Source organism: Sorangium sp. So ce836, assembly GCF_028553905.1.
GTDB classification, from domain to species: Bacteria; Myxococcota_A; Polyangia; order Polyangiales; family Polyangiaceae; genus Sorangium; species Sorangium cellulosum_D.
Map to the genome: position 1 here is coordinate 969,981 of NZ_CP102233.1, position 26,869 is coordinate 996,849.

22 protein-coding genes are annotated in these 26,869 nt (G+C 72.4%); 13 read left to right on the forward strand and 9 right to left on the reverse strand.

Annotation, left to right across the window (positions count from 1 at the left end):
* Window positions 1-7: 7 nt before the first annotated feature.
* A complete protein-coding gene (locus tag NQZ70_RS03685) occupies window positions 8-1,057 on the reverse strand; it encodes a LacI family DNA-binding transcriptional regulator (RefSeq protein ID WP_237244994.1) in 1,050 nt (349 codons plus the stop codon).
* A gap of 380 nt (window positions 1,058-1,437) precedes the next feature.
* Here NQZ70_RS03685 and mgtE point away from each other — a divergent pair, with 380 nt between their 5' ends.
* Window positions 1,438-2,772, forward strand: coding sequence for a magnesium transporter (mgtE, locus tag NQZ70_RS03690; RefSeq protein WP_129572979.1), 1,335 nt, complete (start codon window positions 1,438-1,440; stop codon window positions 2,770-2,772).
* Between the two features lie 111 nt (window positions 2,773-2,883).
* On the opposite strand, the gene NQZ70_RS03695 is transcribed toward mgtE, so the two are convergent.
* Window positions 2,884-3,489, reverse strand: a complete 606-nt coding sequence (locus tag NQZ70_RS03695; RefSeq protein ID WP_129572980.1) for a hypothetical protein — start codon at window positions 3,487-3,489, stop codon at window positions 2,884-2,886.
* A 336-nt stretch (window positions 3,490-3,825) separates the two neighbouring features.
* Here NQZ70_RS03695 and NQZ70_RS03700 point away from each other — a divergent pair, with 336 nt between their 5' ends.
* From NQZ70_RS03700 to purU, 3 genes are all read left to right on the forward strand, one after another.
* Window positions 3,826-4,131 carry a hypothetical protein gene (locus NQZ70_RS03700; RefSeq protein ID WP_165373768.1) on the forward strand — a complete coding sequence of 102 codons (306 nt, stop codon included), beginning with the start codon at window positions 3,826-3,828 and terminating at the stop codon, window positions 4,129-4,131.
* Between the two features lie 123 nt (window positions 4,132-4,254).
* On the forward strand, window positions 4,255-4,992 hold the full coding sequence (locus tag NQZ70_RS03705; protein WP_129572981.1) for a histidine phosphatase family protein: 738 nt from the start codon (window positions 4,255-4,257) through the stop codon (window positions 4,990-4,992).
* 56 nt (window positions 4,993-5,048) lie between these two features.
* Entirely contained in the window at window positions 5,049-5,945 is an 897-nt protein-coding gene (gene purU, locus NQZ70_RS03710; RefSeq protein WP_129572982.1) for a formyltetrahydrofolate deformylase, read from the forward strand.
* A 232-nt stretch (window positions 5,946-6,177) separates the two neighbouring features.
* Here purU and NQZ70_RS03715 read toward each other — a convergent pair whose 3' ends face one another.
* The 3 genes from NQZ70_RS03715 to NQZ70_RS03725 all read right to left on the reverse strand — a co-directional run bounded on the left by NQZ70_RS03715 (window position 6,178) and on the right by NQZ70_RS03725 (window position 9,014).
* Window positions 6,178-6,831: a hypothetical protein gene (locus NQZ70_RS03715; RefSeq protein ID WP_129572983.1), complete on the reverse strand. Its 654-nt coding sequence runs from the start codon at window positions 6,829-6,831 to the stop codon at window positions 6,178-6,180.
* 423 nt (window positions 6,832-7,254) lie between these two features.
* A complete protein-coding gene (locus NQZ70_RS03720; protein WP_129572984.1) occupies window positions 7,255-7,947 on the reverse strand; it encodes a glutathione S-transferase N-terminal domain-containing protein in 693 nt (230 codons plus the stop codon).
* Window positions 7,948-8,096: 149 nt separating this feature from the next.
* Window positions 8,097-9,014, reverse strand: a complete 918-nt coding sequence (locus tag NQZ70_RS03725; RefSeq protein WP_129572985.1) for a homocysteine S-methyltransferase family protein — start codon at window positions 9,012-9,014, stop codon at window positions 8,097-8,099.
* 346 nt (window positions 9,015-9,360) lie between these two features.
* Between NQZ70_RS03725 and NQZ70_RS03730 the strand changes: the two genes are divergently transcribed.
* The 3 genes from NQZ70_RS03730 (at window position 9,361) to NQZ70_RS03740 (ending at window position 12,707) form a co-directional block, all read left to right on the forward strand.
* Window positions 9,361-9,969 carry a hypothetical protein gene (locus NQZ70_RS03730; protein WP_237244995.1) on the forward strand — a complete coding sequence of 203 codons (609 nt, stop codon included), beginning with the start codon at window positions 9,361-9,363 and terminating at the stop codon, window positions 9,967-9,969.
* 47 nt (window positions 9,970-10,016) lie between these two features.
* The gene (locus NQZ70_RS03735; protein WP_237244996.1) at window positions 10,017-11,636 is read left to right on the forward strand and encodes a protease pro-enzyme activation domain-containing protein; all 1,620 of its coding nucleotides are present in this window, start codon (window positions 10,017-10,019) and stop codon (window positions 11,634-11,636) included.
* A gap of 78 nt (window positions 11,637-11,714) precedes the next feature.
* Window positions 11,715-12,707, forward strand: coding sequence for a hypothetical protein (locus NQZ70_RS03740; protein ID WP_207217734.1), 993 nt, complete (start codon window positions 11,715-11,717; stop codon window positions 12,705-12,707).
* Between the two features lie 207 nt (window positions 12,708-12,914).
* On the opposite strand, the gene NQZ70_RS03745 is transcribed toward NQZ70_RS03740, so the two are convergent.
* On the reverse strand, window positions 12,915-15,455 hold the full coding sequence (locus tag NQZ70_RS03745) for a glycoside hydrolase family 31 protein (protein WP_129572986.1): 2,541 nt from the start codon (window positions 15,453-15,455) through the stop codon (window positions 12,915-12,917).
* Window positions 15,456-16,544: 1,089 nt separating this feature from the next.
* Here NQZ70_RS03745 and NQZ70_RS03750 point away from each other — a divergent pair.
* The 6 genes from NQZ70_RS03750 to NQZ70_RS03775 all read left to right on the forward strand — a co-directional run bounded on the left by NQZ70_RS03750 (window position 16,545) and on the right by NQZ70_RS03775 (window position 22,660).
* Entirely contained in the window at window positions 16,545-18,053 is a 1,509-nt protein-coding gene (locus NQZ70_RS03750) for a L,D-transpeptidase (protein WP_237244997.1), read from the forward strand.
* A 207-nt stretch (window positions 18,054-18,260) separates the two neighbouring features.
* A complete protein-coding gene (locus tag NQZ70_RS03755; protein ID WP_129572987.1) occupies window positions 18,261-18,647 on the forward strand; it encodes a cupredoxin domain-containing protein in 387 nt (128 codons plus the stop codon).
* A 29-nt stretch (window positions 18,648-18,676) separates the two neighbouring features.
* Window positions 18,677-19,069, forward strand: coding sequence for a hypothetical protein (locus tag NQZ70_RS03760; RefSeq protein WP_129572988.1), 393 nt, complete (start codon window positions 18,677-18,679; stop codon window positions 19,067-19,069).
* On the forward strand, window positions 19,059-20,540 hold the full coding sequence (locus NQZ70_RS03765; protein ID WP_129572989.1) for a TolC family protein: 1,482 nt from the start codon (window positions 19,059-19,061) through the stop codon (window positions 20,538-20,540). Before NQZ70_RS03760 ends, NQZ70_RS03765 begins: the two co-directional genes overlap by 11 nt.
* Before the next feature lies 1 nt (window position 20,541).
* Complete coding sequence (locus tag NQZ70_RS03770; RefSeq protein WP_129572990.1) at window positions 20,542-21,870, forward strand: multicopper oxidase family protein; 1,329 nt, start codon at window positions 20,542-20,544, stop codon at window positions 21,868-21,870.
* Window positions 21,871-22,075: 205 nt separating this feature from the next.
* Window positions 22,076-22,660: a DUF2914 domain-containing protein gene (locus NQZ70_RS03775; protein WP_129581122.1), complete on the forward strand. Its 585-nt coding sequence runs from the start codon at window positions 22,076-22,078 to the stop codon at window positions 22,658-22,660.
* Between the two features lie 35 nt (window positions 22,661-22,695).
* Here the strand turns inward: NQZ70_RS03775 and NQZ70_RS03780 are convergent, their stop codons facing one another.
* The 3 genes from NQZ70_RS03780 to NQZ70_RS03790 all read right to left on the reverse strand — a co-directional run bounded on the left by NQZ70_RS03780 (window position 22,696) and on the right by NQZ70_RS03790 (window position 26,842).
* Entirely contained in the window at window positions 22,696-23,301 is a 606-nt protein-coding gene (locus NQZ70_RS03780; protein WP_129572991.1) for a Uma2 family endonuclease, read from the reverse strand.
* A 68-nt stretch (window positions 23,302-23,369) separates the two neighbouring features.
* Window positions 23,370-24,731, reverse strand: coding sequence for a metallophosphoesterase (locus tag NQZ70_RS03785; RefSeq protein WP_129572992.1), 1,362 nt, complete (start codon window positions 24,729-24,731; stop codon window positions 23,370-23,372).
* Between the two features lie 110 nt (window positions 24,732-24,841).
* Entirely contained in the window at window positions 24,842-26,842 is a 2,001-nt protein-coding gene (locus tag NQZ70_RS03790) for an alpha/beta hydrolase (protein WP_129572993.1), read from the reverse strand.
* Window positions 26,843-26,869: the final 27 nt, after the last annotated feature.

Consider the following 26,869-nt stretch of genomic DNA (forward strand, 5'->3'; position numbering starts at 1 on the left):
GCGCTCGTCAGCGCGAGCAGCCGCAGGAGCGACGGACGACGAGCTCGACGGGGAGCCGTGGCTGCGGCTCCGCGGCGCCGCTCTGCGCGGCGCCGCTCTGGACGAGCCGCACGAGCTCCCGGACGGCGAGCCTCCCGACGAGCTCCGTCGGCGGGCGGACCGTGGTGAGCGCCGGATCGAGGTGCCGGGCAGGACCGATGTCGTCGAACCCCACCACCGACACGTCGGCGGGGACGCCCCGGCCCTCGCTCCGCAGCGCATCCATCGCGCCGATCGCGGCGGCGTCGCACCAGCCGACGACCGCGTCGAGCTCCGCCTGCTCGCGGAGCCACGCCATCGTCGAGGCGCGCGCCTCCTCGGCGCTGAGCCCGCTGCGGCAGAGGCGCGGATCGACCGGGAGGCCGTGGCGCACGAGCGTTGCCCGGTACGCCTCCTCGCGCCGCCCCGCGTCCTCGTTCCCCGCGGGGCCCCGCAGGAACGCGATGCGACGCCGGCCGTGCGCCTGGATCAGGTGCTCGATCGACTCCCGCACGCCGGCCTCGTTGTCGATGGCGATGCTCGGCAAGGAGAGGTCCGGCGGCGGCGTTCGATAGACGAGCAGCGCCGGGAACCCCTCGGCCGCGAGCCGCCTCAGGCTCGCCTCGCCCATCGCGGAGCCGAAGATCAGGACGCCATCGGTGTTGTGCCGGCCGAGCATCCGACGCAGCGAGCTCTCCGAGCGCAGTGCGATGAGGAGATCATACCCCTCCTCGGTGGCCGCGCTCGCGACGACCTGGAGGAAGCTCGACATGAACTCGGTGCCGATGGTGGGCAGGAGAAAGCCGAGGGAGCCTGTCCGGCCCTGCGCGAGGCTCCTCGCGGCCGCGTTCGCGACGTAGCCGAGATCGCGTATCGCGGCGAGCACCCGCTCGCGCGTCTTCGCGCTGCACTTGCCCCGGTCGTTCAGGACCCGGCTGACCGTCGCCGGAGACACCCCGGCGTGCCGGGCCACCTCCTCCATGCGCACCGACGGCCGAGCGCCGGAGTTCGTCGTGACCGCCTGAGGCGAAGATTTCATGATACAAGACAAGCCGAAGGAAAGCGCTTCCATTCTAGTCGTCGCGGCTGGCTTCTGTCAAACCGAACTCCGCGCGTCGACACGGTTCGATTGGCCAAGGAAAAATTCGAGGATGTCGGAATGTGCCGGAGGGCGATTGGACCGCCCGAGGCGGAGCGCTGACGCGTAGCGCTGGCCGCTGGCGCAGGCGGGCGGCGCCGCGGGCACGCCGCGGGCACGATCGGCGCGGCCGGCGCGGCCGGCGCGGCCGTGGCGCGCGCGTTGCTAACCCGTGGCTCACCGTGGATCGAGGGCCGAGCTTGCCGCTGGGCTCCGCTGACTGAGCACCTTCTGCCGGGCGACGCCGACGGGGCGGGCCAGGCGCTCGACGAGGTGAGGCGATGATGGAACGCCCGCCCATCCAGGCGAACGAGACGCTCTCGGCCGCCGAGCTGTCCGTGTCGTGGCCGGCCCTGGAGAACGAGGAGCGGGTGCAGGCCTATCGCCGCCTGCGGCGCGAGGAGGCGGAGGATTTCTTCCAGGGCCTCCCCACCGCCGACCAAGCCGCGCTCCTCGCCGCCCTCAGCAAGGGCGAGCGGAGGCTGTGGCTCCGCCTGCTCGCGCCCGACGACGTGGCGGACATCCTCCTCGAGGTGTCCCCGGCCGAGCAGGAAGAGCTCCTCTCGCTGCTCGACCATCCGACGCGCCGGGAGGTGAGCGCCCTCCTCGCCTACGCGGAGGACGAGGCCGGCGGGCTCATGAGCCCGTGGTTCGCGCGCGTGCGGCCCGAGGCGACCGTCGACGAGGCGATCAGCTACCTCAAGCGGCAGGCCCGGGATCACCTCGAGACCATCTACTACGGTTATGTGCTCGACGCCGAGCAGCGGCTGCGCGGCGTGGTGTCGCTGAGGCAGCTCATGATCACGCCCGGCCACCTCCGGATCAGCGACGTCATGAGGACCGACGTCGTCTCGGTCAACGAGGACGCCGACCAGGAGGCGGTCGCGCGGCGCTTCGCGGAGCACGATCTCGTGGCGATCCCCGTCGTCGACGGCGAGGGCCGCATGAAGGGGATCGTCACCGCCGACGACATCGTGGACGTCGTGGAGGAGGAGGCGACCGAGGACATCCAGAAGCTCGGCGGCATGCAGGCGCTCGACGCGCCGTACCTCCGGACCCCGCTCTTCAAGATGCTCGGCAAGCGCGCGGGCTGGCTCTCCGCGCTGTTCGTGGGCGAGCTCCTCACCGCCACCGCGATGGGGCACTATGAGGACGAGATCGCCCGCGCGGTCGTGCTGGCTCTCTTCGTGCCGCTCATCATCTCGAGCGGGGGCAACTCCGGATCTCAGGCGACGACGCTGGTCATCCGGGCGATGGCGCTCGGCGAGATCCGGATCGGCGATTTCTTCCGCGTCAGCCGCCGGGAGCTCGCGTCGGGCCTCCTGCTCGGCGGGATCCTCGGCGGGATCGGCTTCCTGCGCGTCCTCGCCTGGGAGCAGCTCTTCGGGGCCTACGGCCGGCACTACGTGCTGCTCGCGCTGACCGTCGCCCTCAGCCTGGTCGGCGTCGTGACGTGGGGCACGCTGGCGGGCGCGCTCCTGCCGTTCGCGCTCCGGGCGCTCGGCTTCGACCCGGCGAGCGCCTCGGCGCCGTTCGTGGCGACCCTCGTCGACGTCTCCGGCCTCGTGATCTACTTCAGCGTGGCCGAGCTCCTGCTCCGCGGGATCCTGCTGTGAAGCGGGCGGGCGGCCGCCGTGGCGCGTGCGGCCCGCGCGGCGCCCCGCGGGCGCGGCTCCCCGGGCCTGGAGGCGCCCGGGGAGGGGAGGGCGGCTCCGCCGCGGCGCGCGCTAGGGGGCGACGCGCGACGCGAGATAGCGGGCCGCGTAGGCCCCGATCACGCGCGCGTCCTCGCGCCAGCGGCCGCCCATCGTCAGCTTGTCCGCCTCGGCGGCGCTCATGGCCGTGTTCGGGATGGGCGACGGCGTGCGGCTCGAGAACTGGACCTCGTCGAGCACCTTGCCGTCCCGCGTCGTGATCCGCAAGGTCAGCCGGATCTGGCTGGGCGCCGAGGAGACCACCGCGTAGAAGCCGGGGTTCAGGTAGCCGACATAGGGCTTGAGCACGAACTGCGCCGACGTCGCGCCGGTGGCCTCCGCGACCTCGATGCCCTCCTCCTTGGCGTCCTCGACCAGGGCCTTCGCGAACTCCTCGTTGATGGAGTCCTTGTCGGCCATGAAGCGCTGGTAGTCGTCCCCGTCCTTGCCGGCGAGGTACCGGTCCTCGGACTGGTCGATGATCTGGAGGCCCACGAAGTCGATGGGCATCAGGGCGAAATACCGCTGGCCCACGAACGGAGCGGGGCTCGCCTGGGTCACGACGCGCCAGCTCGGCGCGCACCCGGCGAGGGCCGCGACGCCGAGCAGCGCGGCCGCGATGAAGCTGCGACGGTACATGAGGTCTCCTTCAGGGGGCCCGCCTTGTAGGCCAGGGGGCCCGCCTTGTAGGCCATGTCCGAGCGCGCTGGCAAGCGCGGCCCCGCGCGCTGGCGAGCGCGGCCCCCCGCGCCGCCGGCGCGGCCCCGGGCGGCGACGCGTCCCCGTCGGCGGCGACCGGGCCCGGCGCCTCCGGCCCGGACGGGTCGGCTCCCTCGCTCCGGAGCGCGCTCGCCGCGCGGCCGTGTGCAATGGGCGGACATGACCCGAGCTGGCCTGTCGAATGCATATCGATACGGCAGATGCACTCGCTACCTCGTACGCGGATGCATTTTCATCGACGTTGGAGGTGAGCTCATGATCCCGCATTTCGTAGCAGGCCTCTTCGGCCTCTTGCCCATCGTGGTATTCCCGGCGTTCGGCGTCGATCCGCCGGGGGACGCCGGCGGCACCGGCGCCCAGGTGGGCGGCGCGTCCGAGCCGGGGAGCCCCGGCGACCCCGGAGAGAGCGGCCCGCGGTTCGTCTATTCGATCTCCTGCATCGAGGGCAGCACGGGAGAGAAGTTCTTCCGCACGGCCGACGATTTCTGCAGCGCCCTGCGCGCCGAGCAGGTCTGCTCCGAGAGCGCGGCCTTCTTCGCGCTCCTCCACGGCTGCCCCTGAGCGACCGCCCGGCCGCGGCACAAACCCTTGACATTCGAGGGGGGCCTTGCTCTTCCTAGCGGGCGCGGACCGCCCCGCGCGGCCGTCCCCCTCGCCAGGTCGCGCGCCTCGGAGGCTCAGATCGTGACGAACCTCTATCTCATCCGGCACGGAGAAGCGCTCGTCAACGTGAACCATATCGTGGGCGGGATGCGCGGGGACACCGGGCTGACGTCGCTCGGGGTCCTCCAGGCGGAGCGGCTGCGCGATCGCCTGGCCGCGACGCGCGAGCTCGTCGCCGATGTCCTGATCGCGAGCTCCTTTCGCCGGGCGCAGCAGACCGCCGAGATCATCGCGCCCGCCCTCGGGCTGCCCGTCACGCTCGACGACGACGTCCAGGAGCTCCGCCCCGGCGAGGCGGACGGGATGCCCGTCGGAGAGGCGATGGTGCGTTATGCGATCGATTTCGAGCGCGAGCCGTACCGCCCGGCGAGCCCCGGCGGGGAGAGCTGGGCTCAGTTCATGCTGCGGGTCTCCGTCGCCCTCGATCGCATCACCCGCGAGCACGAGGGGCGGACGATCGCGATCGTCACGCACGGCGGCTTCATCGACGTCGCGTTCCTCCACTTCTTCAAGATGAACGCGCTCGCGTTTCCGGTGGCGCACTTCGCCACCCGCCACACGTCGCTCACCCACTGGCAGCGCCGGCGGCGCTGGGGGCGCGCGGAGGCGTGGCACCTCATCTATTACAACGACAGCGCCCACCTGCGCGACGTCGAGCGCACCGTGCGCATCCCCTGGGCGGAGCTCTCCACGCTGGCGCCCAGGAGCGCGGAGGATCCGTCGGGGCCGCCGTCCTCGGAGAGCGGCGAGGGGCGGTAGCGGCCCGCCGCGCCCCGCGCTTGCGCCGCTGCCTCGGGGCGAGCACCATGGCCCGCATGACGGGTCCTGTCCACGCAACCTTCCTCGTCGCCGCGCCCGACCAGCCCGGTCTCGTCGCGCGACTCGCGGGGTTCTTCTACAACATCGGCCTGAACATCATCGACGCGAGCAATCACACGGATGCGTTCACGGACGAGGGACCGCGCTTCTTCATGCGCCTCGTCGTCGATCTGTCCGGTCTCTCCTCGCCGGCCGCGGTCACCGCCCTGGGCGGCTCGGCCTCCCGCAGCGCGATCGAGGCCGCCTTTCGCGAGCTCGCCACGTCGCTCTCGGCCCGCTGGTCGGTCGACTACAGCGATCACGTCCCGAAGATGGCGATCCTGGTGACCAAGGATCCGGCGTGCCTCTACGATCTCGTGCTCCGGCAGCGCGCGGGCGAGCTCCGGTGCGAGATCCCGCTCGTCATCTCCAATCACCCCACGCTCGAGGCGGTGGCCGAGAGCTTCCGAATCCCCTTCTTCTGTCTCCCGATCACCCCGGAGACGAAGCGCGAGCAGGAGCGCCAGGTGCTCCACCTGCTGAAGAGGCACCATGTCGATCTCGTCGTGCTGGCGCGGTACATGCAAATCCTGTCCGAGCAGATCCTCGATGAGGGGCCGCCCGTCATCAACATTCACCACGGGTTCCTGCCCGCGTTCCAGGGCGCGAAGCCGTACCATCAGGCGCACGCGCGCGGCGTGAAGCTCATCGGCGCGACGGCGCACTACGCCACGCGGGATCTGGACCAGGGGCCGATCATCGAGCAGGACGTCGCGCGCGTGAATCACCAGCTGGGTCCAGACGAGATGACCCGGGTGGGGCGTGACGTGGAGCGCCTCGTCCTCTCTCGCGCCGTCCGGGCGCACCTGGAGCGGCGGGTCATCGTCGAGGGCCGCCGGACCGTCGTGTTCTGACAGCCCGAGGCGCGGTGGATCCAAGCGCGGATCCTGCCCTGAACGCGGTCCCCTGGGGGCTCGGACGAGAGGAGGACGAGAGGAGATCGACCGCCGAGACGCCGAGGGCGCGAGGGAGACAGCGGACGTCTCCTTGGGTCCTGGCGTCTTGGCGGCCTCGTGCTCCGGATCGTCGCGCGGGGCGCGGCCCATGGCGGCTCCGGTGAGCCGGAGGGGCTCGCGCGCGGGGAGATCAGGGGTTGCGCTGCTGGCCGTACCCGCCGGTCTGGCCCGTGGTGCCGGGCGCGAAGCCCGACTGCTGGCCGACGCCCAGCTGGCCGACGTGGCCGTAAGCGCCCGATTGGCCGATGGCCGTCTGGCCGAGGGCGGCGGTCTGGCCAACGCCGGCCTGCTGACCCAGCATCGCCTGGCCGGATTGCTGGCCGTAGCCGAACCCAGCCTTGGACGGGATCCCGCCCTTGCTCGGACCGAAAGAGCCCTTGCTCGGGCCGAAAGAGCCCTTGCTCGGGCCGAAAGAGCCCTTGCTCGGGATCATCTCACCCTTGCTCGGGCCGAAAGAGCCCTTGCTCGGGCCGAAAGAGCCCTTGCTCGGGCCGAAAGAGCCCTTGCTCGGGATGAGCCCCGCCTGGCTGGGAACGAGCCCCGCCTGGCTGGGAACGAGCCCCGCCTGGCTGGGGACGAGCCCCGCCTGCCCCGGACCGAGCTGGGACGTGCTCATTCCCATGTATCCGCCCCGCGCCCCCTCGAGCGCTTGCTCGGCCGACACGATCGAGGCCTCGTCGAGCTCGGCTTGATCGAGATCGGCCTCGTCCGTGCTCACCGCGCAACCGGCGGCGAGGGCAGCGAAAAGAACTGCAGGCACCAGCATCTTGCTATGCATCGACATGATCGGTTCCCCCCGATGTCCACGAGGGCCCAGCAGGCCCAGACATCTCGGCTCACCGCAGAGCAGAGTGTGTGCCTATCCGACGTGTGCATACGTTTCCGCTCCCGGCATGCTTGACGTTGGGGCGGCGGAACATGCAGCGCGCGCCAGCGGCGTCCGGGTCCAGCCAGGGCGCACCGCTCCTCCGAAGCGCAGCGCGCTGATCCGCCCGCGAGGCGCGTTGCGCGCCGGCCTCGCCCTGCTCGGAGGCGCGTCGCTCGAGCCGCGTGTGCATCGCCGGGGCGCCGGGACGGGACGGTTCGTCCGAGGTCGACCCGTCCGCCCAGGCCGCAGCCCCGTCCACGAAGCGTTGCGCGCCCGCGACGCTCGCGCGCCGCCGCGGGGCGCCGAGGCCGCGCCTCACGCGCCCCGCGGACGGGCGGCTCACGCCTGGGGCTTCTTGCCGAACAGCCAGCGCTTCGCCTCGTCGTCGAGCGATTGGCTCTGGTTCCGCAGCTCGCTCCCCGCCGCGAGCCCCCGCGCGACGGCCGGCCGCGCGCGCACCGCGTCGATCCACCGCTTGAAGCTCGGGAGCTCGTCGGCGGACACCCCGTAGCGATCGTGCAGCATCGCCCAGGGGAAGCTCGCGATGTCGGCGATCGAGTACTCGCCCGCCAGGTAGGGCCGATCCGCGAGCCGCTTGTCCATCACGCCGTAGAGCCGGCGGACCTCGTTCGTGTAGCGCTCGATCGCGTACGGGATCTTCTCCGGCGCATACTGGCTGAAGTGCCCCGCCTGACCGGTCATCGGGCCGAGGCCGCCCATCTGCCACATGAGCCACTGGGTCACGTCGTAACGACCACGGACATCCGAGGGGATGAGCTGCCCCGTCTTCTCCGCGAGGTAGAGCAGGATCGCGCCCGACTCGAACACCGAGATCGGCGCCCCGCCGCCCGGCGGATCGTGATCGACGATCGCGGGCATCCGGTTGTTGGGGCTGATCGCGAGGAACTCCGGCTTGAACTGATCGCCCCGCCCGATGTTGACCGGGATGAGCTTGTACGGGAGGCCCGTCTCCTCGAGCATGATGCTGATCTTCCAGCCGTTCGGGGTGGGCCAGTAATAGAGGTCGATCATCGTGCGCTCCGTCTCCGTGGTGTGTCGCCGATCGCGACTGCGTGCCATCTCGGGATCTGGATCGTCTGCAGGGCGCCGCGCCGGCGCCGCCCTGCGCCTCGGGCATCGGTGGCACGTCGACCCGGGAAGAGCAACCGGCGATCGGCGCCTCAGCGCAGAGGCCCCGCCGGGCGGCGCGCCGCCTCGTCGGCGAGCGCGCGCAGCGCCGCGATGTGCGCGGGCCCCGTCCCGCAGCAGCCGCCCACGATCGTGGCGCCCGCCTCGATCCAGCCGCGCGCGAGGTCGGCGTAGCGCGCGGCCGAAGCGCGGCCCTGCCCCTCGGCCCAGCCGAGCCCCTCGGCCTCCGCGCCGGCGTTCGCGTAGGCGCCGAACGGGACGCCGCACGCCGCGAGCCGCTCGACGTGCTCGAGCGTGCGCGTCGCCGGGGTGCAGTTGACCAGGACGGCCCGCGCGCCGCGGGCGGCCGCCTCCCGCGCGGCGGCGCCGACGTCCTCGGGCGAGAGGAGATCCGCGCCCGGTCCCGCCGTGAACGACACCCACGCTTCGACGCCCGTGGCGACGGCCTCCTCGAGCGCCACGAGCGCCTCGCCGACGTGCGGGAACGTCTCGCAGAGCAGGACGTCGACGCGCGCCGCCGCGAGCGCCTGCGCGAGCGCGCGGTGCTCCTGCCGCGCGTCGGCCGGGCTGAGATCCGGCCGGTAGCAGTCCTCGAGCGGCGCGATGCTCCCGGCGACGCGGTGCCGCGGGTCCACCTCGCCGACGGCCTCGCGCGCGAGCGAGACCGCGCGCGAGAGGAGCTCGGCCCACGCGGCGCCCGCCTGCCTCCGCTTCGTGCGGAACGTGTTCGCCGTGTGCACCGTGGCGCCCGCGCGCGCGTAGTCCCGGTGGATCGCGCGGACGACGTCGCAGCCGCGCGCGTCGAGCAGGGCCGCCGCGCTCCAGAGCGGCGCCGGCGTCTCGACCCCCCGCGCGGCGAGCTCGGTCCCGAGCGGGCCGTCGAGCACCACGATGTCGGCCTCAGCCGTCCCCTCGACTCGCCTGGACCGCGCGCGCTGCTCGTCCACCATGTAGGCTCCGGTATGTCCGTGACCGGCTCTCAAGGCAACCCCTGATTCCCGCCGTGGGATCGCTGTACTGCAGCAGGTATGCCGGGCCCGCACAGCGCACCGTCCCGACCACTATGCCGCAGAAAGAACGATGGAATTCTCTTTCGCGCCGGGAATTTACTTGCCAGGTATGGGGGGGCTGCGGCACCGTTTGAAATCATCTTCCCCTCATTCCGATCGACTCGCGGGAGTCGTGGGGTCCGACAGGCAGCCATCGCTCGAAGGACCGACAGGGGGTGGAGCTCCCTCTGGCCAGCTCGGGGCTAGGTGACCTCCGTCAGTGAGCCAATAGAAAGGAATGCCCAACATGATTCGACAGTCCATCCGTTCTTCCAAATCGCTCGCTCTCAGTGTTGCGCTCGGCGTCATCGCGGCGGCCGGTTTTACCGGATGCGGCGCGTCGGAGGAGCCGGTCGTCGATGACGCGGTGACGCATGAGCGGATCACGCAGGCCGACATCCCGGAGGGGAAGTTCCTGAGCCTCGAGATGGACCAGAAGACGGTCTACGCCCTCGACTACTCGGCGGCGCCGATCGACTACGCGCGCATCAAGCTCGCCACCGGCAACGGCAAGGAGGTCCTGCTCTCGGAGCAGATGGCCGCGGTGGAGAGCGCCGACTACGGCGACTACCCGGCGCCCGTGCTGACGGAGAGCTCGGACGACAGGTTCAGCATCGCCGCGGACGCGGCCGCCTTCGGCAAGCTGTCGGCGAGCGAGCTCGATCAGCTGAAGGCCGACGGGTTCTTCTACTCGGAGAAGCCCGTGAAGTCCCCGGGGGCGAGCCCGCAGAGCACCGACCCCGAGTGCATCCACGCGTACTGCGAGATCTGCGTCGACAACGACACCGGCGGGCACCCCGAGACCTGGTATCCGGGGACGTACACCTGCTACCTCGTCGAGCACGTCTGGTGCTGAGCCTCGCCTGACGACCTCCTCCCCCCTCGCTCGCAAGGCCCTCATTGATGCGTTCGCTCTCGGTTTGGTGCGTTGCGTCGCTCGCCCTCGCCGCGGTGGGGTGCGGGGATGATGGACCGGTGCTCCCGAGCGGCCTCCCGCGGCCGCTCGCGGGGGTCTACCTCGACTTCGGCCCGGCGCCGGAGGAGGACCGCTTCCGTGCGCTGATCGGGTTCCCGACCCGGGACGTCCCCGGGCTCGAGAGCGCGATCGAGGACATGTACGATCCCGGGAAGCCGGAGACGTTCCGGAAGTACATGTCGGTCGACGCGTGGATGGAGCGCCACGCCCCGTCCGAGAGCGATATCGCGGCCGTCGAGGCCTGGCTCACCCAGCACAAGATGGAGATCCGGCGCCGGTCCAAGAACCGGCTCCTGCTCGAGTTCGCGGGCACGGTGGAGCAGTTCAACACCGCCTTCGACACGGAGCTGCGCGATTTCGAGCGCGAGAACCCCTCGAAGGGCGGCAAGCCGCTCCGCACGTTCGGCGCGCTGGATCCGCTCAGGCCGCCGCAGAAGATCATCGATCTCACGTCGGGCGTCATCGCGGTCGACGTCCCGGCGGACACCGCGCCGCTCCCCGGCGAGACGGGCTCGATCGAGAAGACGCCGCCGGAGGGGCAAGAGCAGGGGGTCACGCCAGCGCAGATCGCGCGCGCCTACGCGGTCGACAGGCTCCACGCCGAGGATCACCGCGGGCAGGGCGTGAAGCTCGGCATCGTGGTCGGGGCGACGTTCAAGACCCGCGATCTCCAGTCGTTCTGGCAATCGTTCGGCATCACGTCGCGCGACAACCCGGAGGTCGTGGTCACGGCGGATCCGGTCTCGACGCGCTACCTCGAGACGACGCTGGACACGGAGTGGGCGGGCGCGATGGCGCCCGAGGCGGAGCTCATCGCGTACGAGGGGCCGGACGCGCGCACCCTCTCGATCCTCTACGCGTGGAACGAGGCGATCGCGGCCGGCGAGGTGTCGGTGCTCTCGACGTCGTTCGCGCACCGCGAGGAGACGGAGGCGGAGCCGATCCGGCAGCAGTATCACGAGGCGGCGCGGATGGGCGCGGCGCTCGGGATGACGATCGTCGTCGCGGCCGGCGACTCGGCGAAGCCCGACGTGCCGTCGTCGAGCCCGTACGTGACGTGCGTCGGCGGGACCCGGCTCGAGTTCGGCGGCGACGGCGAGGTCGCGCGCGAGGTCGCGTGGAGCGGCTCGGGGTCGGGGCGCTCGCGCCAGTTCAAGACCCCGTGGTGGCAGGAGGGCGTCGTGCTGGACGCGCAGGGGCGGCGCGCCGTCTCCGATGTCGCGCTGAACGCCTCCGGGGACTCCACGTACTGGCTCTACTACCTGGGCGAGTGGGAGCGGCGCAGCGGCACGTCGTTCGCCGCCCCGGTGTTCGCCGGGCTGATGGCGACGGTGAACAGCCATCGGCTCGCGCAGGGCAAGCCCGTCGCGGGGTGGCTGAACCGGGCGCTCTATACCGACGCGAACGTGCAGGCGGCCTTCCGCGACATCACCGAGGGCAAGACCGACGACGGGAACGGCGAGGGGTTCAGCGCGGGGCGCGGCTGGGACTATCCGACCGGCTGGGGCGCTCCGCTCGCGGACAAGCTCGCCGAGGCGCTGCCGTAGGGCAGGGCGCCTCGTCCGCTCGATCTGGCGCCGGCCTGCGCGTCGTCTCCGCGGCGACGATGCGTCATCCTGGGTCGGATGACGCCCCCCGCCGCATCCCTCTCCCGCCCGTTCGTCTGCTTTGCGCTCCTCGCGGCGGCGGCGCTGGGGTGCGACCGCGCGGGCCGCGCCGCCGGGCCGTCGCCCGCGCCGCCCAGCGCCGCGCCCGCCGCGGCGCCGGAAGGCGCGGCGCCGGCGGCGGCGCGAGAGGGCGCGGCGCCGGCGGCGGCGCGAGAGGGCGCGGCGCCGGCCGCGGACGGCGGGGCGACGCTGGCGCCCGCGGGGGACGCCGCCGCGCCCGCCCCGGCGGCGGAGGGCGCCGCGTCGGCTGCCGCGCAGGTCGCGCCGCTCCGCGCGGACGCGCCGTTCGTGGAGCTCGCGGTCGACGGGTTCGCGAGCGCGGTGGTGTCGGTGCCGATCGGCGCCACGGCGCGGCGCCCGGTGCTCATCGCCTCGCACGGCAACTACGACCGGCCCGAGTGGCAGTGCCAGGTGTGGCGCGGCATCGCGGGAGGCGACGCCTTCATCCTGTGCCCGCGCGGCGTCGCGCGGTCCGACTCGCCGTCGGCGAGCGACGTCCGCTTCACGTACGAGAGCAACGCCCGCCTGGAGCAGGAGATCGACGCGGGGCTCGCGGCGCTGCGCGCGCGCTTTCCCGAGCACGTCGACGCCGGCGCGGTGCTCTACACCGGCTTCTCGCTGGGCGCGATCATGGGCTCTGCGATCGCCGCGCGGCGGGCGGCGCTCTTCCCGCGGCTCGTGCTGGTCGAGGGCGGACACGACAAGTGGACCCCGAAGGCGGCCAGGGCGTTCGCGGACGGCGGCGGGCAGCGCGTCCTCTTCGTCTGCGCGCAGGCCGGGTGCGGCGCCGCGGCGAAGGCGGCGGCCGCGTGCCTCGAGAAGGCGGGCGTGCTCACGCGCGTGGTGCGCAGCGAGGAGGCCGGGCACCGGTACGACGGGCCGGTCGCCGAGGAGACGCGGCGGGCGCTCGGCTGGGCGATCGAGGGCGACGCGCGGTGGAGCTCGCGCTAGCGCCGCGCTGAAGGCCAAGGACGAGCTCGCCGCGGCGAACCGGGCGCAGCAAGGCCTTGGTTCGCTGCTCACGGTGCGACCACGGCGACCGCCGGCACGCCCGCGGCGGCGGGCGCGCTGGCCATCCAGCGGCCTGGTCGGCGGAGCATCCGTCTGCCCGAGCGTCGACACAAGGCCGCGAGATGTCGCGGAGGTGCGGGCCGTCGCTCAGTCTGCGCTCACAACCACCTTCGAGCCATTGTACGTGACCGTTTGATCTGCAGCGGCGGTGACGTCGACGCCAGCGCCATGACTCTCGCCTACCCACACGATCTTGAACGTCCTGGTGGCCGGCATCCCGTCATAGCTCCCCTCCCTTGCGCCGATGGTCAAGTCCTGGGTGGCCTCGTCCCACGTGAGCGGGATTTGCGAATATCGACCGTCCTCATAGTCATAGCTGTCGCCCTCGTCCTCGTACAGGGTGAAGGACCCGTCTTGACCTTTGTAGATCCGGATCTCCAGCGGGTCGATGCTCTGCGTCGCGTATTGAATGTTGGGACCCATGGGGACGATCGAGCCCGCTTTGACGAAGAGCGGCAGCTCGCTCAGCGGCGCGGGGACCGTGACCGTGCTCCCGCCGCTCGTCGTCGCGCCTGTCCAGAAATTGTACCAGGTCCCCGCGGGGAGATAGACGGAGCGGCTGGTGGCGCCCGCGGCGGTCACTGGATTGACCAGGAGGGATGGACCGAACAGGAACTGATCCTTGATATTGAACACCTTCTCATCGTTGGGGTAGTCGAAGACCAGGTGCCGCATGATGGTGTATCCCTCGCTGGTCACCTTCCATGCCAATGAGTAGATGTAGGGCATCAGCCGGTAGCGCAGATTGTCGATTTTGAGGAGGTTGGCCTTGGTGGCGGCGCTCCAGCTGTTGCTGTACAGCTCCCTCGACCCGCCTCCATGAATCCGGAAGATCGGCGAGAAGGCACCATACTGGAACCAGCGGGTGAACAGCTCATTGTTCGCGCTGGTGCTCCAGTTCACGTTGTGGCCCCAGTACCCGCCGATGTCCGTGGTCCAGTAGGGCATCCCCGCGAGCGAGAAATTGAGCCCCGCGGGGATCTGCTTGACATAGGTCGCAAAATCGCTGTTGATGTCTCCCGACCAGCACGTCGTGGCGTATCGCTGCTGGCCGGCGAAGGCGCTGCGGGTGAGGTTGTAGACTCGCTTCTGCTTCGGGCCGATGGCACGCCAGTGCTCGTACAACCCCGCGGAGTGTTGCAGGGGATAAGCGTTCACGTACAGCGCCCCCTTGCCGAGCGCGGTGTTGGCCGCCCGCACGTTGACGGGGTCCGGATAGCCCTGCGGTTCGGTGTTGTCGGCCCAGATGCCGTCCCAGCCATGCGGCCCCAGCAGGCGATCGTGGATCTGCTGGTACACCAGCGCTCTGGCGGCGGGGTTGAAGGTGTCATAGAAATGGTGTGAGCCGCCGCTGGGGTACAGCGCTCCAATTCCGTCGAGCGCGCGATAGTTGTCCAGCTCTCCCGCCTTCCTCTCCGTGTTGACGCGTTGGTACAACGGCCAGATCGATATGATCGTATGGACGTTGTCTTCATGCATCTGGGTGATGAGAGATGCTGGATTGGGATAGCGGCTCTCATCCATGAGATGGGAGCCCCACGCGTACGGGGTCCAGTAGTCCCAGTCCTGAACGATGCAGTCGAGCGGGATGTTGTTGTCGCGGTAGCCGTCCTTGACCCTCAGCAGCTCGGACTGGCTGCCGTACTTGTCCTTCGACTGGAAGAGACCGTAAGCCCATTTCGGGAACATCGGGGCTGCGCCGGTCGCGGTGCGGTAGCCGGCGACGACCTCGTCGATGCTCGGCCCGTAGAAGAAATAGTAGTCCACCATTTCGCCCGCTTCGGACGAATAGCTGTACTTCGTGTTGTTGGACTTGGTCCCGTCGAACTCCGAGCTGGAGTAGTTGTCCCAGAATATCCCGTAACCCTTGTTGGACACCAACACCGGAATGTTGATCTCTGTGTTGGCGTTGATGATGCGTCGTTTGGTGCCCTTGCGGTTCATCACGCTGTCCTGGTGCTGGCCCAGGCCAAACAGGGCTTCGTCGGCAGGTGATTTGAAGGCGGTCTCGACGCGGTTCGTGCTGACCCCCTCGACGGTTGCGGGGGTCACGGCCTTGCTGTCTTCCGACAAGATGACGTTGCCGTTCAGGTCGGCATAGGTGACCAAGCCGCTGGCCGTGTCGACATTGGCCTTCAGGCGTGTGGTGGTGATGGTCACGACCCCAGAGCTCTCCTCGACGCAAAAGCTCCGCGTGCCCCACTTGTTATTGACAGACAGAGAGGTCTTGTCGGGGAGCGAAGTAGCATTGGCGTACTGGACCCGGATGATGCTTTCGTTGCAAACCTCCAGCCTCAGCAGGCCGGCTCCCAAGGTGAAGGTGACGCCGGTCGCGTCGACAGCATAAGCCCCGGTCTCTGCAGGTACGGGCGGGCAAACGAGCTGGTCGTCGCCTCCCTGGCCTCCGGTCCCGCCGCCCGCGCCGCCTGCGCCGCCCGCGCCGCCCGCGCCGCCCGCGCCGCCCGCGCCGCCCGCGTCGCCTCCCACGCCGGTCGTGCTAGCGGCGTTGGTCGCCGTGCCGCCGGTACCCGGATCGGGGGCGGGGTCGGGCCCGTCCGAGCATGCGCCGCCGAGCGGCATGAGGCCGATCAGTGCCACGTAAAAATGTCGAGTGATTAAGCTTCGCATGACTCCTCGCGAACAACAGATTTGATGGCGGATCGCCGCGATTTCAGCCGTTTGCGCCGGCTCTGACCTCGCCAGGAACGCTCCTTCGCGGGGGCAACTTTGGACGAACTCCCGCAGGCGGCGGCGTGAGGGCGGCGCCTTGGATGCATGGACGACCTGTTGAGATAGCGTCGCTCTTCCAGGGGGGACCGGATCGCACGGAGAACGCTCTGCCGGCTAGGCAGCGCAGTCAGGTGGGGCCTGACGTTTCCATGCGCTTGGGATTCCTTCTCCCTTCAAGACAAGGTGGTACCCCGCAGGACCATATTGTTAACGTTAACATTCGAGGGCGTCAATTCCAATCAGCCGGCCGGCGACTGTTCTCAAACCGAGGGACAAGGCTGGCGGGTCGCGTCCGGAGCGCCGCGTCAAGAAGAGCCGGCGCCGGACCGTCGTCGCCGCGGTCCCGCTCGGCTCAACGCTGGAGGCCGCCGGCGCCGAGATATCGCCTCCTCTGCGCGGCGACTCCTGCGCGCGTTCCGGCTACGAGCTCGCCAGGGCTTCTCCGAGCTCGACATCAGCGACTCCACCCAGTGCTCGCGCAGATCGCGAGCGACCGGCGGTCCTGGTCGAGCGTCGTGGTCGAGACCGAGGTGGTCCTGCGTGAGGGCTCCGCCGCGGTGCCTCTCCAGGAACCGATGGGCTCGTACGAGCCGAGATCATGGGGCTACACGCGCGCCGGGGCCGGCCTCCGCTGCGCACCAGTCTAGGTCGCGGATAGCCGCGCGCGGACCGGTCATACCATATATGTTATCGCTAACATTTGGCGTTCGGGGGGCGCAGATCTGCGCGATCGCATGCTGTCGGGCCCCAGCTCCAGCAGACGATGGGAGACACGGGCTGGCAGCGGAGCCAGTCACCGAGCTGCTCGGTCCGCTCCTCCTCGACGCACGCTCGGCGCACGCGCAGCGCGGCGGCGCGCCGTGGGCCGACGCCCTCTGGCCGGCGGGCGGCCTCTGAGCTAGACGAGGCCCGTCGTCGATGATGGCTTGCTCTTTCCTGGAAACGCGCGCGCGGCATCGCGATGGCCCGGGTCGGTCGCTCCGCGCGATGGCTCTCGCGGCGTCCGCCCTCGCAGCCGCCTGCGGCCCGGGCGAGGAGCCGCCGGGGCGCTCGGCCGCCGCGCTGCCGGTGGCCCCCGAGCAGCCGCCGGCCGACTCGGGCGCCTCCGAGCTGCTCGCCGCCCTCGACGCCGGCGCCGGCGGCGAGGCCGAGCCCGCGGCGACCCGGGAGGCGTTGCGCCCCGGGCGCGGCGACAAGCTCGCGAGCATCGCGATGCGCACGTTCGTGTACGCCGCGCCCGAGCGCGGCGCCGCCAAGCTGGGCTACCTGCGGGCCGGCGCGGTCGTCGAGCGCGCGGCGGCGCCGTCGGGGGACGCGGGGTGCCCCGGCGGGTGGTACGCCGTGCACCCCCGCGGCTTCGTGTGCGTCGGCAAGGGCGCCTCGCTCGACCTGAATCACGAGATCGTCGCCGCCACGCCGGCCGGCCCGCGCCGCGGGCAGCCGTATCCCTACCGCTACGTCGTGTCGCGGAAGCCGCCGCCGCACCTCTATGTCCACCTGCCGAGCGAGGCGGAGCAGCGGCGCGTCGAGGGGCGCTCGCGCGGCCAGGCCACCCCGGCGTGGTCCCTCCGCGACGAGGCGCTCCTCGGCGAGCCGGAGCCGCTCACGCCGTTCTTCGCGAGCCGCCGCGACCTGCCGAAGCCGTTCGGCGCCGCCGAGAAGGTCCGCTTCCCCGCGCACCGCGGGCGCGCGCGGGCCGACTCGGCCTTCGGCCTGATCTCGACCTTCGCGTGGACGGGGCGGCGCTTCGGCCTGACGACCGAGCTCGATCTCATCCCGATCGACCGCACCTCGGCCGTCGTCCCCACGGCGATGCGCGGCGTCGAGGTGAAGACCGAGGGGACCCCCGCGTTCGTCATGCACCACGGGGTGCGCACGCTGAAGCCGGACGCCTCGGGCGAGCTCAAGCCGGACGCCTGGGCGCCGTACCGGTCCGGCTGGGTGCTCACGGGCAAGACGGCCGCCGGCGGGGCCTACGTCGAGACGGACGCGGGCGCGTGGATCCCCGCGTCCGCGCTGCGCGTCGCGCGGCTGGGCCGCGATTTCTGGGGGCACGCGGCGCGCGGCCGGAAGTGGATCGACATCTCGATCGAGCTCCAGATGCTCGTCGCCTACGAGGGCGTGCGCCCCGTCTTCGCGACCCTGGTGTCGACGGGCAAGGGCGAGCTCGCCGACCCGACGATCACGAGCGCGACCGTGCAGGGCACGTTCTTCGTCCGCGAGAAGCACGTCACGGCGACGATGGACGGCGACGATCTCAGCGAGACGTCGGTCGATCTGCGCGACGTGCCCTATGTCCAGTACTTCCACAACAGCTATGCGCTGCACGGCGTCTATTGGCACGACGCGTTCGGCAAGGTGCGGAGCAGCGGTTGCGTGAACCTCTCGCCCGCCGACGCCGCGTGGCTGTTCGAGTGGACCGATCCCCCCGTCCCCGAGGGCTGGCACGCCGCGTTCAACGACAAGGGCGGGACGCTCGTGTACATCCACGCCTAGCTTCGACGTGGGCAGCTCCCCGGGTCACCACGCGAGAGCGCCCATGTCCGGGCTGGCCGGCTCGACGACGGGCGGGACACCCGAACACGCCGCCGGGCAGGCTGAGCCATGAGACTCCGGACTGGCAGCCAACGAATCCGATCGAAGGCGGTGTAATGCCGCCGGAGCGTGCGCGTCCGCCAGGTACAACCCCGAACGAAGGTACCCATGGTCATGACGCGTCTCCTGGTCGTCTCCGGTCTGTTTGCTGCCTCGCTCTTCGCCCCCTCGCTGCTCGTGTCGAGCGCCGCGGCCGAGGAGGCGCCCACCCCATCGCCCCAGACCGTCCGCGAGATCGAGATCGCGGTGGACGGCGGCTACAAGCCGAGCCGCATCGTCGTCACCGAGGGCGAGCGGGTCCGCCTGAAGCTGGTCCGGCGGGACTATTCGCCGTGCTCGCGCGAGGTCGTGTTCGCTTCCCTCGGGATCCGGCGCGAGCTGCCGACGAACGTGCCGGTGGTGATCGATCTTCCCGCGCTGAGCCCTGGAGAGATCGAGTTCAAATGCGGCATGAACATGCTACGGGGCGTCATCGTCGTCGAGCCCCGCAAGTGATGGCGCTCGCCGATGCTGGAGCGGCTTCCATGAAACCACGTCACCTCGCCGGGCCGAACGCCCTGCTGATGCTCGTCGTTGCGCTCGCCGGCTGCGCGCCGCGCAGCGTTCCCGCGAGCTTCCCCGCATCGTCTGCCGCCTCGCCGCAGGCCGCGGAGGCTCCCTCGCCGCGGATCGGCGTCGCCCTCGCGGAGGACCCTCCGCTGCCCGGAGAGCCCACCGCCGGCTGGGTCGGGCTCGAGCCCGCGTCGGCGCCCGGCGCCGATCCTCACCAGCATCACCACCACCATCACCACGGCGCCGCGCCGGCCCCGACGGCGCCGAGCGGTCACCAGCACCACGACCCCGGCGCCGCGCCGGCCCCGGCGCCGCCGGCCGGCCAGGCGCCGCCCAGGCCCAAGGAGCCCGCGCATGCCCACTGAACCCCGTCGCTCGCGCCCGCGCGCCGCGCGCCTCGCGCCGCGCGCGGCGGCCCTCGCCCTCCTCTCCGCGGCCGCTTCCGGCTGCGGCGCCCCCTCGGCCACCGCCGACATCGCGCGGATCCGCGCGCTCTCCGGCGCGGAGCTCCCGCCGAGCGCGACGTCCGATGCCGTCGATCCGGAGCCCGCCGGCGACGCGCGCGCCCTCGGCCAGGCGTCGCGACGGCCGCTCACCGCGGACGCCGCGGTGCGGCTCGCCCTGCTCAACAACCGCGAGCTGCGCGCCGCCCTCAAGGAGGTCGGCGTCGCCCGGGGCCAGCTCGAGCAGGCGGGCGCGCTGCCGAACCCGGAGATCGAGGTCGAGGTCACGCCGCGGCAGGAGGGGCTCGAGCACACGCACGTCGAGCTCGCGGTCGAGATCGACCTGACCTCGGCGCTCTTGTCGCCGCTCCGCGCGCGGGCCGCGCGCTCGGAGCACGAGGCGGCGCGCTTCCGCGCCGCCGGCGCCGTCATCGAGCTCGGCTACCAGGTGCGCGCCGCGTTCTACGCCGCGCAGGCGGCGGAGCAGCGCCTCGGCATCGCGAACCGCGCGCTCGACGCGTTCGCCGCCGCCCGCGACGCGGCCCGCGCGCTCTTCGCGGCGGGCAACGTCCCGGAGCTCGACGTGGCGACCCAGGAGGCGGGCTACGAGGAGGCGCGCGTCACGGCCGCGCAGATCGAGCTGGAGCTCCTCACGCAGCGCGAGCGGCTCCACCGGCTGCTCGGCCTCTCCGGCGCGGCGACCGCGTGGACGATCGGCGGCGCGCTCCCGCCGGCGCCCGAGGCGATCGCGACGCCCGCGCGCGCCGAGACGCAGGCCGTGCGGGCGAGCCTCGAGCTCGCGGAGCTGCGCAGCCGCCTCGAGGCCGCGGCCGGCCGGGCCGGCGCCCTGCGCGCCGAGGGCTGGGTGCCGGACATGTCGTTCAGCGTGCGCGGCGAGCGGGAGCTCCCCGAGCGCGGCGAGGTCGACGGGCACCCGTGGGTCCTCGGCGCCGGGCTCCGCGTCGCGCTCCCGATCTTCAACCGGCGGGGCGGCGCCGAGGCCGCGCAGACGGCGGAGTTCGACAGCCTGCTCGAGCGCTACCACGGGCGCGCCGTCGACGTCCGCTCGGCGGTCCGCGACGCCCGGAACCGGCTCGTGTCCGCGCACGCGCGGGCGCGGCACTACGAGCGCGTCGTCCTCCCCGCGCGCAAGCGGGTCCTGGAGCAGACGCTGCTCCAGTACAACGCGATGCAGGTCGGCGTCTTCCAGCTGCTCTCGGCGCGCCGCGAGCAGCTCGACGCCGAGCTCGCGGCGGTCGAGGCGCTGCGCGAGCACTGGACGGCGAAGGCTGCGTTCGACGCGCTCCTCTCGGGGCGCCGCGTCGAGGCGGCGGGGGCGGAGGCGCCCGCCGCGATGCCGAGGGCCACGGGCACGGGCGAAGGAGGGCACTGACATGGATCGACGTTCGTTCATTCACGCGGGCGGCCTGGCCGCCGGCGCCGCCTTGCTCACGCGCGGGCTCGCGCACGCCCAGGAGCGCCCGGCCGCGCCGCCCGGCGCCGCGGCGCCGGCGCCCCGCCGGATCGCGGCGCCCGGGGGGCAGCCCGCCGTGGTGACGCCGAACGGCAGCACGCTCCCGCTGCGGGCGGTGGACGGCGTGAAGGTCGGCCACCTCGTCGCGGGCCCCCTCGAGCACGAGTTCGCGCCCGGCCTGAAGTGCGAGGTGTGGGGCTACAACGGGAGCACGCCCGGCCCGACCATCGAGGCGGTCGAGGGCGATCGCCTGCGCATCTACGTGACGAACAGGCTGCCAGAGCCCACCACGGTCCACTGGCACGGGCTCGTGGTGCCGAACGGCATGGATGGAGTCGCCGGGCTCAACCAGCGGCCGATCCCGCCCGGCGAGACGTATGTTTACGAGTTCGTCGCGCGGTATCCGGGGACGTACATGTATCACTCGCATTTCGACGAGATGACCCAGATCGCGCTGGGCGCGGTGGGGATGTTCGTCGTGCACCCGAAGAGGCCCCGCGGCCCGCGCGTGGACAGGGACTTCGTGCTGATGACGCACGAGTGGAAGATCAACGCCGGGGCGCGCCGGCCCGATCCGAACGCGATGAGCGACTTCAACGTCCTCACGTTCAACGGCAAGGCGTTCCCCGCGACGGCGCCGCTCCTCGTCGGCCGCGGCGAGCGCGTGCGCATCCGCCTCGGGAACCTCGGCCCCATGGATCACCACCCGATCCACCTGCACGGCCTGTGGTTCCAGGTCACGGCGACCGACGGCGGGTATGTCCCCGAGTCCGCCCAGTACCCGGAGACCACGGTCCTCGTCCCGGTCGGCAGCACGCGGGTCATCGAGTTCGTCCCCGAGGAGCCGGGCGACTGGGCGGTGCACTGCCACATGACCCATCACACGATGATGCAGATGGGCCACGGCCTCCCGAACATGGTCGGCGCCGACACCCGCGCGCTCGATCGCCGGATGAGCCGCGTGATGCCCGACTACATGACGATGGGGACCACGGGGATGGGCGGCATGGGCGAGATGCCCATGCCCATGCCCGCGAACAGCCTGCCGATGCGCGGCGGGGCCGGGCCGTTCTCGTACATCGACATGGGCGGGATGTTCACCCTCCTGAAGGTCCGCGACGCGCCGGACACGGCGGATCCTGCCGGCTGGTACGCGCACCCGGCCGGCACCGTGGCGGGGCCGGCGAGCGCGGAGAGGATGCGCGCGGACGGGATCGATCCGGCCGGAGGAGGGAAGTCGGGCGGGTGAGCCTCTCGACGTGGTCTCCGGCGGCGGCGCGGTCCGGCCGTCGCGCCGGACACACAGGGCGCGGCCCGGCGACCACAGTGGTTGGAGAAATCCTCAATGATTCCGATGGATCAGCCGCGGTCCGCGCCTTGCCATATCGACGGCGAGACGGGGACGCCCCGGAACACGGAGGAGTGCTTCGATGGCTACGAGGATGGCTCGACGGATGACGTTTCTGGTGCTTTGCGCGGTTTCGCTCGCTGGCTGCAGTGAGCGTCACGACGCGCGGCCTCCGGCGGCGGCCGCCGCCGCGAGCCCCGCGGCGGCGCGGTGCCCCGAGCCGGTGGTCGCCGCGGCGGCGCCGCCCGCGAGCCCGCCGGCCGCGGCGGTGACGGCGGCGGCGCCGGCGCCGGACGCGAGCGCCGCGGCGGGCAAGGGCGGCAAGGCGGGCAGGGAGAAGGGGAGTGGCGCGGCGGAGCTGAAGGTGAAGCGGCTGGTGCTCGCGGAGGGGGTGAAGGACCGCGAGCCGGTGGCGCCGGGGACGACGTTCCGCGCGCCGGAGACGGAGCGGCTCTATGCCTTCCTGGAGATCGAGAATCGCGGCGACGCGGAGGGCGAGGTGACGGTGGCGTTCGTTCCGCCGGACGGCGGGGCCCCGGTCGGCAACGTGACGCTCGGGGTCGGGCCGTCGCCGCGCTGGCGGACGTGGGCCTTCACGCGCGGGGTGCGCAAGGCGGGGGAGTGGACGGCCGTCGTGCGGTCGGAGACGGGCGAGGAGCTCGCGCGCGCGCCGTTCGAGGTGACGCTGTAGCCGGCGCGGCGCGCGCGGAGGGCGCTCCGCCGCGGTCAGGGCGCGGCCGGCGGCCCGTCGCCCGTCGCGCCCTGATCGAAGACGTCCAGGTACACCCGGTCGACGTCGAGCGCGCAGCCCAGGGACGAGAGCGCCGCGCGCTCGCCCGGCCCGTGGATCCGGAGCAGCCAGGCCCCGTCCGGCTGGCGCGTGAAGACCTCGATTCGCGGCGCCTTCTGGGACGCGAGCACGTACTCCTCGAGCGACGGCAGGGTCCTGTACTGCGCGAATTTCTCTCCGCGATCGTAGGCCTCGCTCGAGTCCGAGAGCACCTCGACCACGAGGCGCGGGTTCAGGAGCGTGTCGCGCTGCTCGTCCTCGAACTCGGGGCGCGAGCAGACGACCGCGCCGTCGGGGTACACGTAGCGGCGCGTCGCGGCGATCTTGATGCGCATGTCGGAGGTGAGCACACGGCATCCTCGACCCTGGAGCGCGCTCCGCAGCTCGCCGATGACGTTCGCGGCGACCGCGCTGTGCTCCAGCGTGCCGCCTGCCATGGCGAAGATCTCGCCGTCCGCGTACTCGTGGCGGAGCGGCGAGGAACGCTCGAAAGCCAGGTATTCCTGGGGCGAAAGGCCCGTGCGCGCCGCGGCTTGTGCCATGGTCCTCACTTTCACCCAGGACGCCGAGCGCGTCCACACGGAGCCCGCGTTCGGCGTGCTCCGATGCGTCAGGCGGGCACGAGCTCGACGAGCGTGATCTCCGGCGGGCAGTTGATGCGCACCGGCAGCCAGCCGCCGGCGCCCGCGTTGACGTGGAGGCGCCGGCCGCGGTGCTCGTAAAGGCCGTTGTGGTAAAGCCCGGCCGGCAGCATCGGCGTGAGGGCGTAATCGCCGATCCGGCCCAGCGAGATCTGCCCGCCGTGCGTGTGGCCGGACAGCATCAGGTCGAACGGCAGCTCGCGCGCCGCGCGGAACGTGCCCGGGTGGTGGCTGAGCAGGACGCGCGGCGCGCCGTCGTCCTGCATCTGCCCGAGCGCGCGGGCCAGCCCGTCGGCCGTCGGGCGCCGGGCGGGCTCTCCAGGGCGCGCGCGGCTCGGGTAATCGATCGCGCCCATCCACAGGCGATCGCCGCCGAGGCGGACCTCGCGCGCCTCGTCGACGAGCACCTGGGCGCCCGCTTCTTCGAGGCCCTTCACGATCGCCGGGATGCTGGCCGAGCGCGCGGCGATGTACTCGTGGTTGCCCATGCAGAAGAAGAGCTGCCCCCGGGCGGGGCGCAGGCCCCGGAGCAGCCGCGTGGACAGCTCGAGCTGGGAGACGTGGTGATCGAGCAGATCGCCCGTGATGACGTGGATGTCGGCGCGGACCGCGTTGATGGCGTCGCGGAGCTCGTCGAGCCGCTCCGCGTCCATGAAGCTGCCGACGTGCACGTCGCTGAGCTGCGCGATGGTGACGCCATGGAGGCTCGTCAGCTCGCGCCGCACGGGCAGCGCGACCCTCACCACGACCGGACGCTGTCGCGAGGCGAGCACGCCGCCCATCGACACCGCGACGGCCGCCGCCGGCAGCGCCCACGACGCGCCGACGACGAGCCGACGGCGGGTCTCGTCGACGGGCTCCGGTCCGGTCTCGGCTTCTCCGGGAGCGCAGCTGGCCTGAGCGGCTGGAGCATTGGCGGTCTGAGCGGCTGAATCGGCCTGAGCGGCTGAATCGGCCCGAGCGTTCGTTCCAACCTGAGCGCCCATGACCGCCCCGGCATTCGGGGCCGTTCGGCCGCAGCGAAGCGCTCGGACGGCCGCGGCCGCGGTCGCGGCGATCGCGAGGAGCAGCCCGTACATCAGCAGGGCCACCTGAGCGCCCATGGCGATCAGCGACACCGGCTCGGGCACGTGGCGCTGGAGCGCGCGCAGCCCCGGCCAGCTCGCCACGGTCATGAGCAGCGCCGGGTGCGCGACAAGCAGCAGCCCCGCGGCGCACAGCCCGTCGAGCAGCGCTCCATGCCGCGGGAACGCCGCGCGGAGCCGCCGCCAGACGAGCAGGCCGAGGAGCGCGTTGACGAGCGTGACGACGAGGCCGCCGAGCTGGAACACGTGCTCGAAAGTAGCATCGCGCCGCTCGATCGTCCGGCCGCCTGCGCCCGACGAACGAGCGGCCCCTCCACGAGGAGCGGCGGCGCCGGCGGCGCGCCGCGCGGCCAGCCCTAGAGTCCAGCGCCGCGGCCAGCGGTCTCCGCGCTCACCGGGATCTCCCTCGCTTCGAGCCCCTCGAGCGACTCCTTGCCCGAGAGCGCGTCGAGGCACCGCCGCGCATCCCGGAGATAGCCGCTGAAGAACGCGGCGAGGTAGCCCATCGCGATCGCCTGCTGCTCGCGGCGCGGGAGCTCGGCAGGGCCGTCGAGCGGCTCGGCGAGGCCGAGCGACGTCGTGTAGCCGAAGTGGCTCGCGCCCGGCAGGGTCACGAGGTGCTTGGGCGCACGCGCGCGGCCGTAGAGCGTCGCCGGGACCGAGGCGGAGATCGGATCCGCGGTGCCGCGGACGACGAGCACCGGGCGAGGCGCGAGCGCGTCGATGGGCGGGGATCCCTCCGGCTCGCCCGCCGGCGCGAGCAGCGCGAGGGCGCGGACATGGAACGGGCAGGCGGGATCGAGCGCCAGCGCGAGGGCGGCCTGCGCGCCGAGCCCGTGCCCGAGGGCGCCCACGCGGTCGAAGTCGGCCAGGAGCGGGCCTCGCGAGCCGGCCCGGAGGTGCGAGAGCGCGTCCCGGAGGACCGCGGCGCGGCGCAGCGGCGCGTCGTCAGGGGCGAGCCACGAGAGATCGGGCGCGATGACGACGAAGCCCCAGCGCGCGAGGTGCGCCATGACGCCCGCGAGCTGGCGATAATCCTGGCCGATGCCGGCCGGCGACCCAGCACCAGCGGTGACGGAGCTCGTGGGGAGGCGTCGCTCGTGGGCGATCGCGATGACCGGGAACGGGCCTCCCGGCGAGAGCGGCGCCTCCTCGCCGTCCGCCGACGCGGGGTAGTAGAGCAGCGCGGCGCCCTGCGCAGGGCAGCGGTAGAGGGCGCCCTGGAACGGCCAGGTGTCGGGGTAGCGGGCGTCCTCCGACAGCGAGAGCGCGCCGATGCGCCGGAACCCCGCTCGGTGCGGCCCGGCGCGCAGCTGCGGCGCAGCGCTGGCGGGGCGCGGCGCTGCGGGAGCGGGGGCGGGCGAGGGCGGCTGCGGCGCAGCCGGAGAGGGCGGCTGCGGCGCAGCCGGAGAGGGCGCGTCCGCCGCAGCGAGCCCGCTGCGGAGCACCGCGCGCCGCGACCAGAGCTCGCCGTCGCGCGCAAGGTGGACGATCTGCCCCTCGGCGCGCACGGCGAGCTCGATCCGCGCGAGCGGGCGGCTCTCGATGACGGACACCGCCTCACACCGGCCCAGCGCGGTGGCGAACACCGTCGGCCCGCGGAAGCGCGCGCCCGGGGCGCCGTCGCCGCGACGCCACCACGCGAGCCCCACGCCCGCGAGCGGCGCGAACAGCTCGAGCGCGCCCTCTCCGCCGGACGCGCTCCGGAAGAGCGCCGGCGTCCCCCGGACCCCGGAGACCACCTCCTCCGGACCCTGCCACGCAGCCCCGGGAGGGCGCCGGAACATCACGAGGCGATCGCCGATGCGCGCGACCACCTCGAGATCGCCCGGCGCGCCGGGCGCGCCGGCGCCGCGCTGGACCATCGCGACCGCCTCGAACCGCCCGAGCTCCGCGCCGAAGATCGCCGGGCCGTGCCAGCCGAGCTCCGCGGTGTCGTTGTCGCGGTGGTAGTGCGCGATCCCGCCGCGCGCGTGCGGCACCACGAGCTCGAAGTTCCCCCGGCCGCCGGAGGCGCCCTGGAGCAGGGCGGGGTCGCCGGCCGCGCCCTCCGCGAAGAAGCGCGGCGCGCTCCACGACGGCTCGCGCGCGGGCGCGCACCAGAGCGCGGCCAGCCGATCCCCGGCGCGCACCACCGCCTCGAGGTGGCCCGGATCGCCGAAGTTGCTCTGGATGAGCGCCACCGCGCCGACCGGGCCGAGGTCCGCGGCGAACGTCGCCGCGTGGCGCCACGGCCCGGCGGCGTCCTCGCGGCGGTGGTGCTCGACGCCGAACGGCGCCCCGGCGGCGGGCACGACGAGCTCGAGCGTGCCGCGCGAGGCGCATTGCAGGAAGTAGCCGCTGGTCGTGGTGGGCATGGCTCCGATGAGGTTTACCGGCGAGGC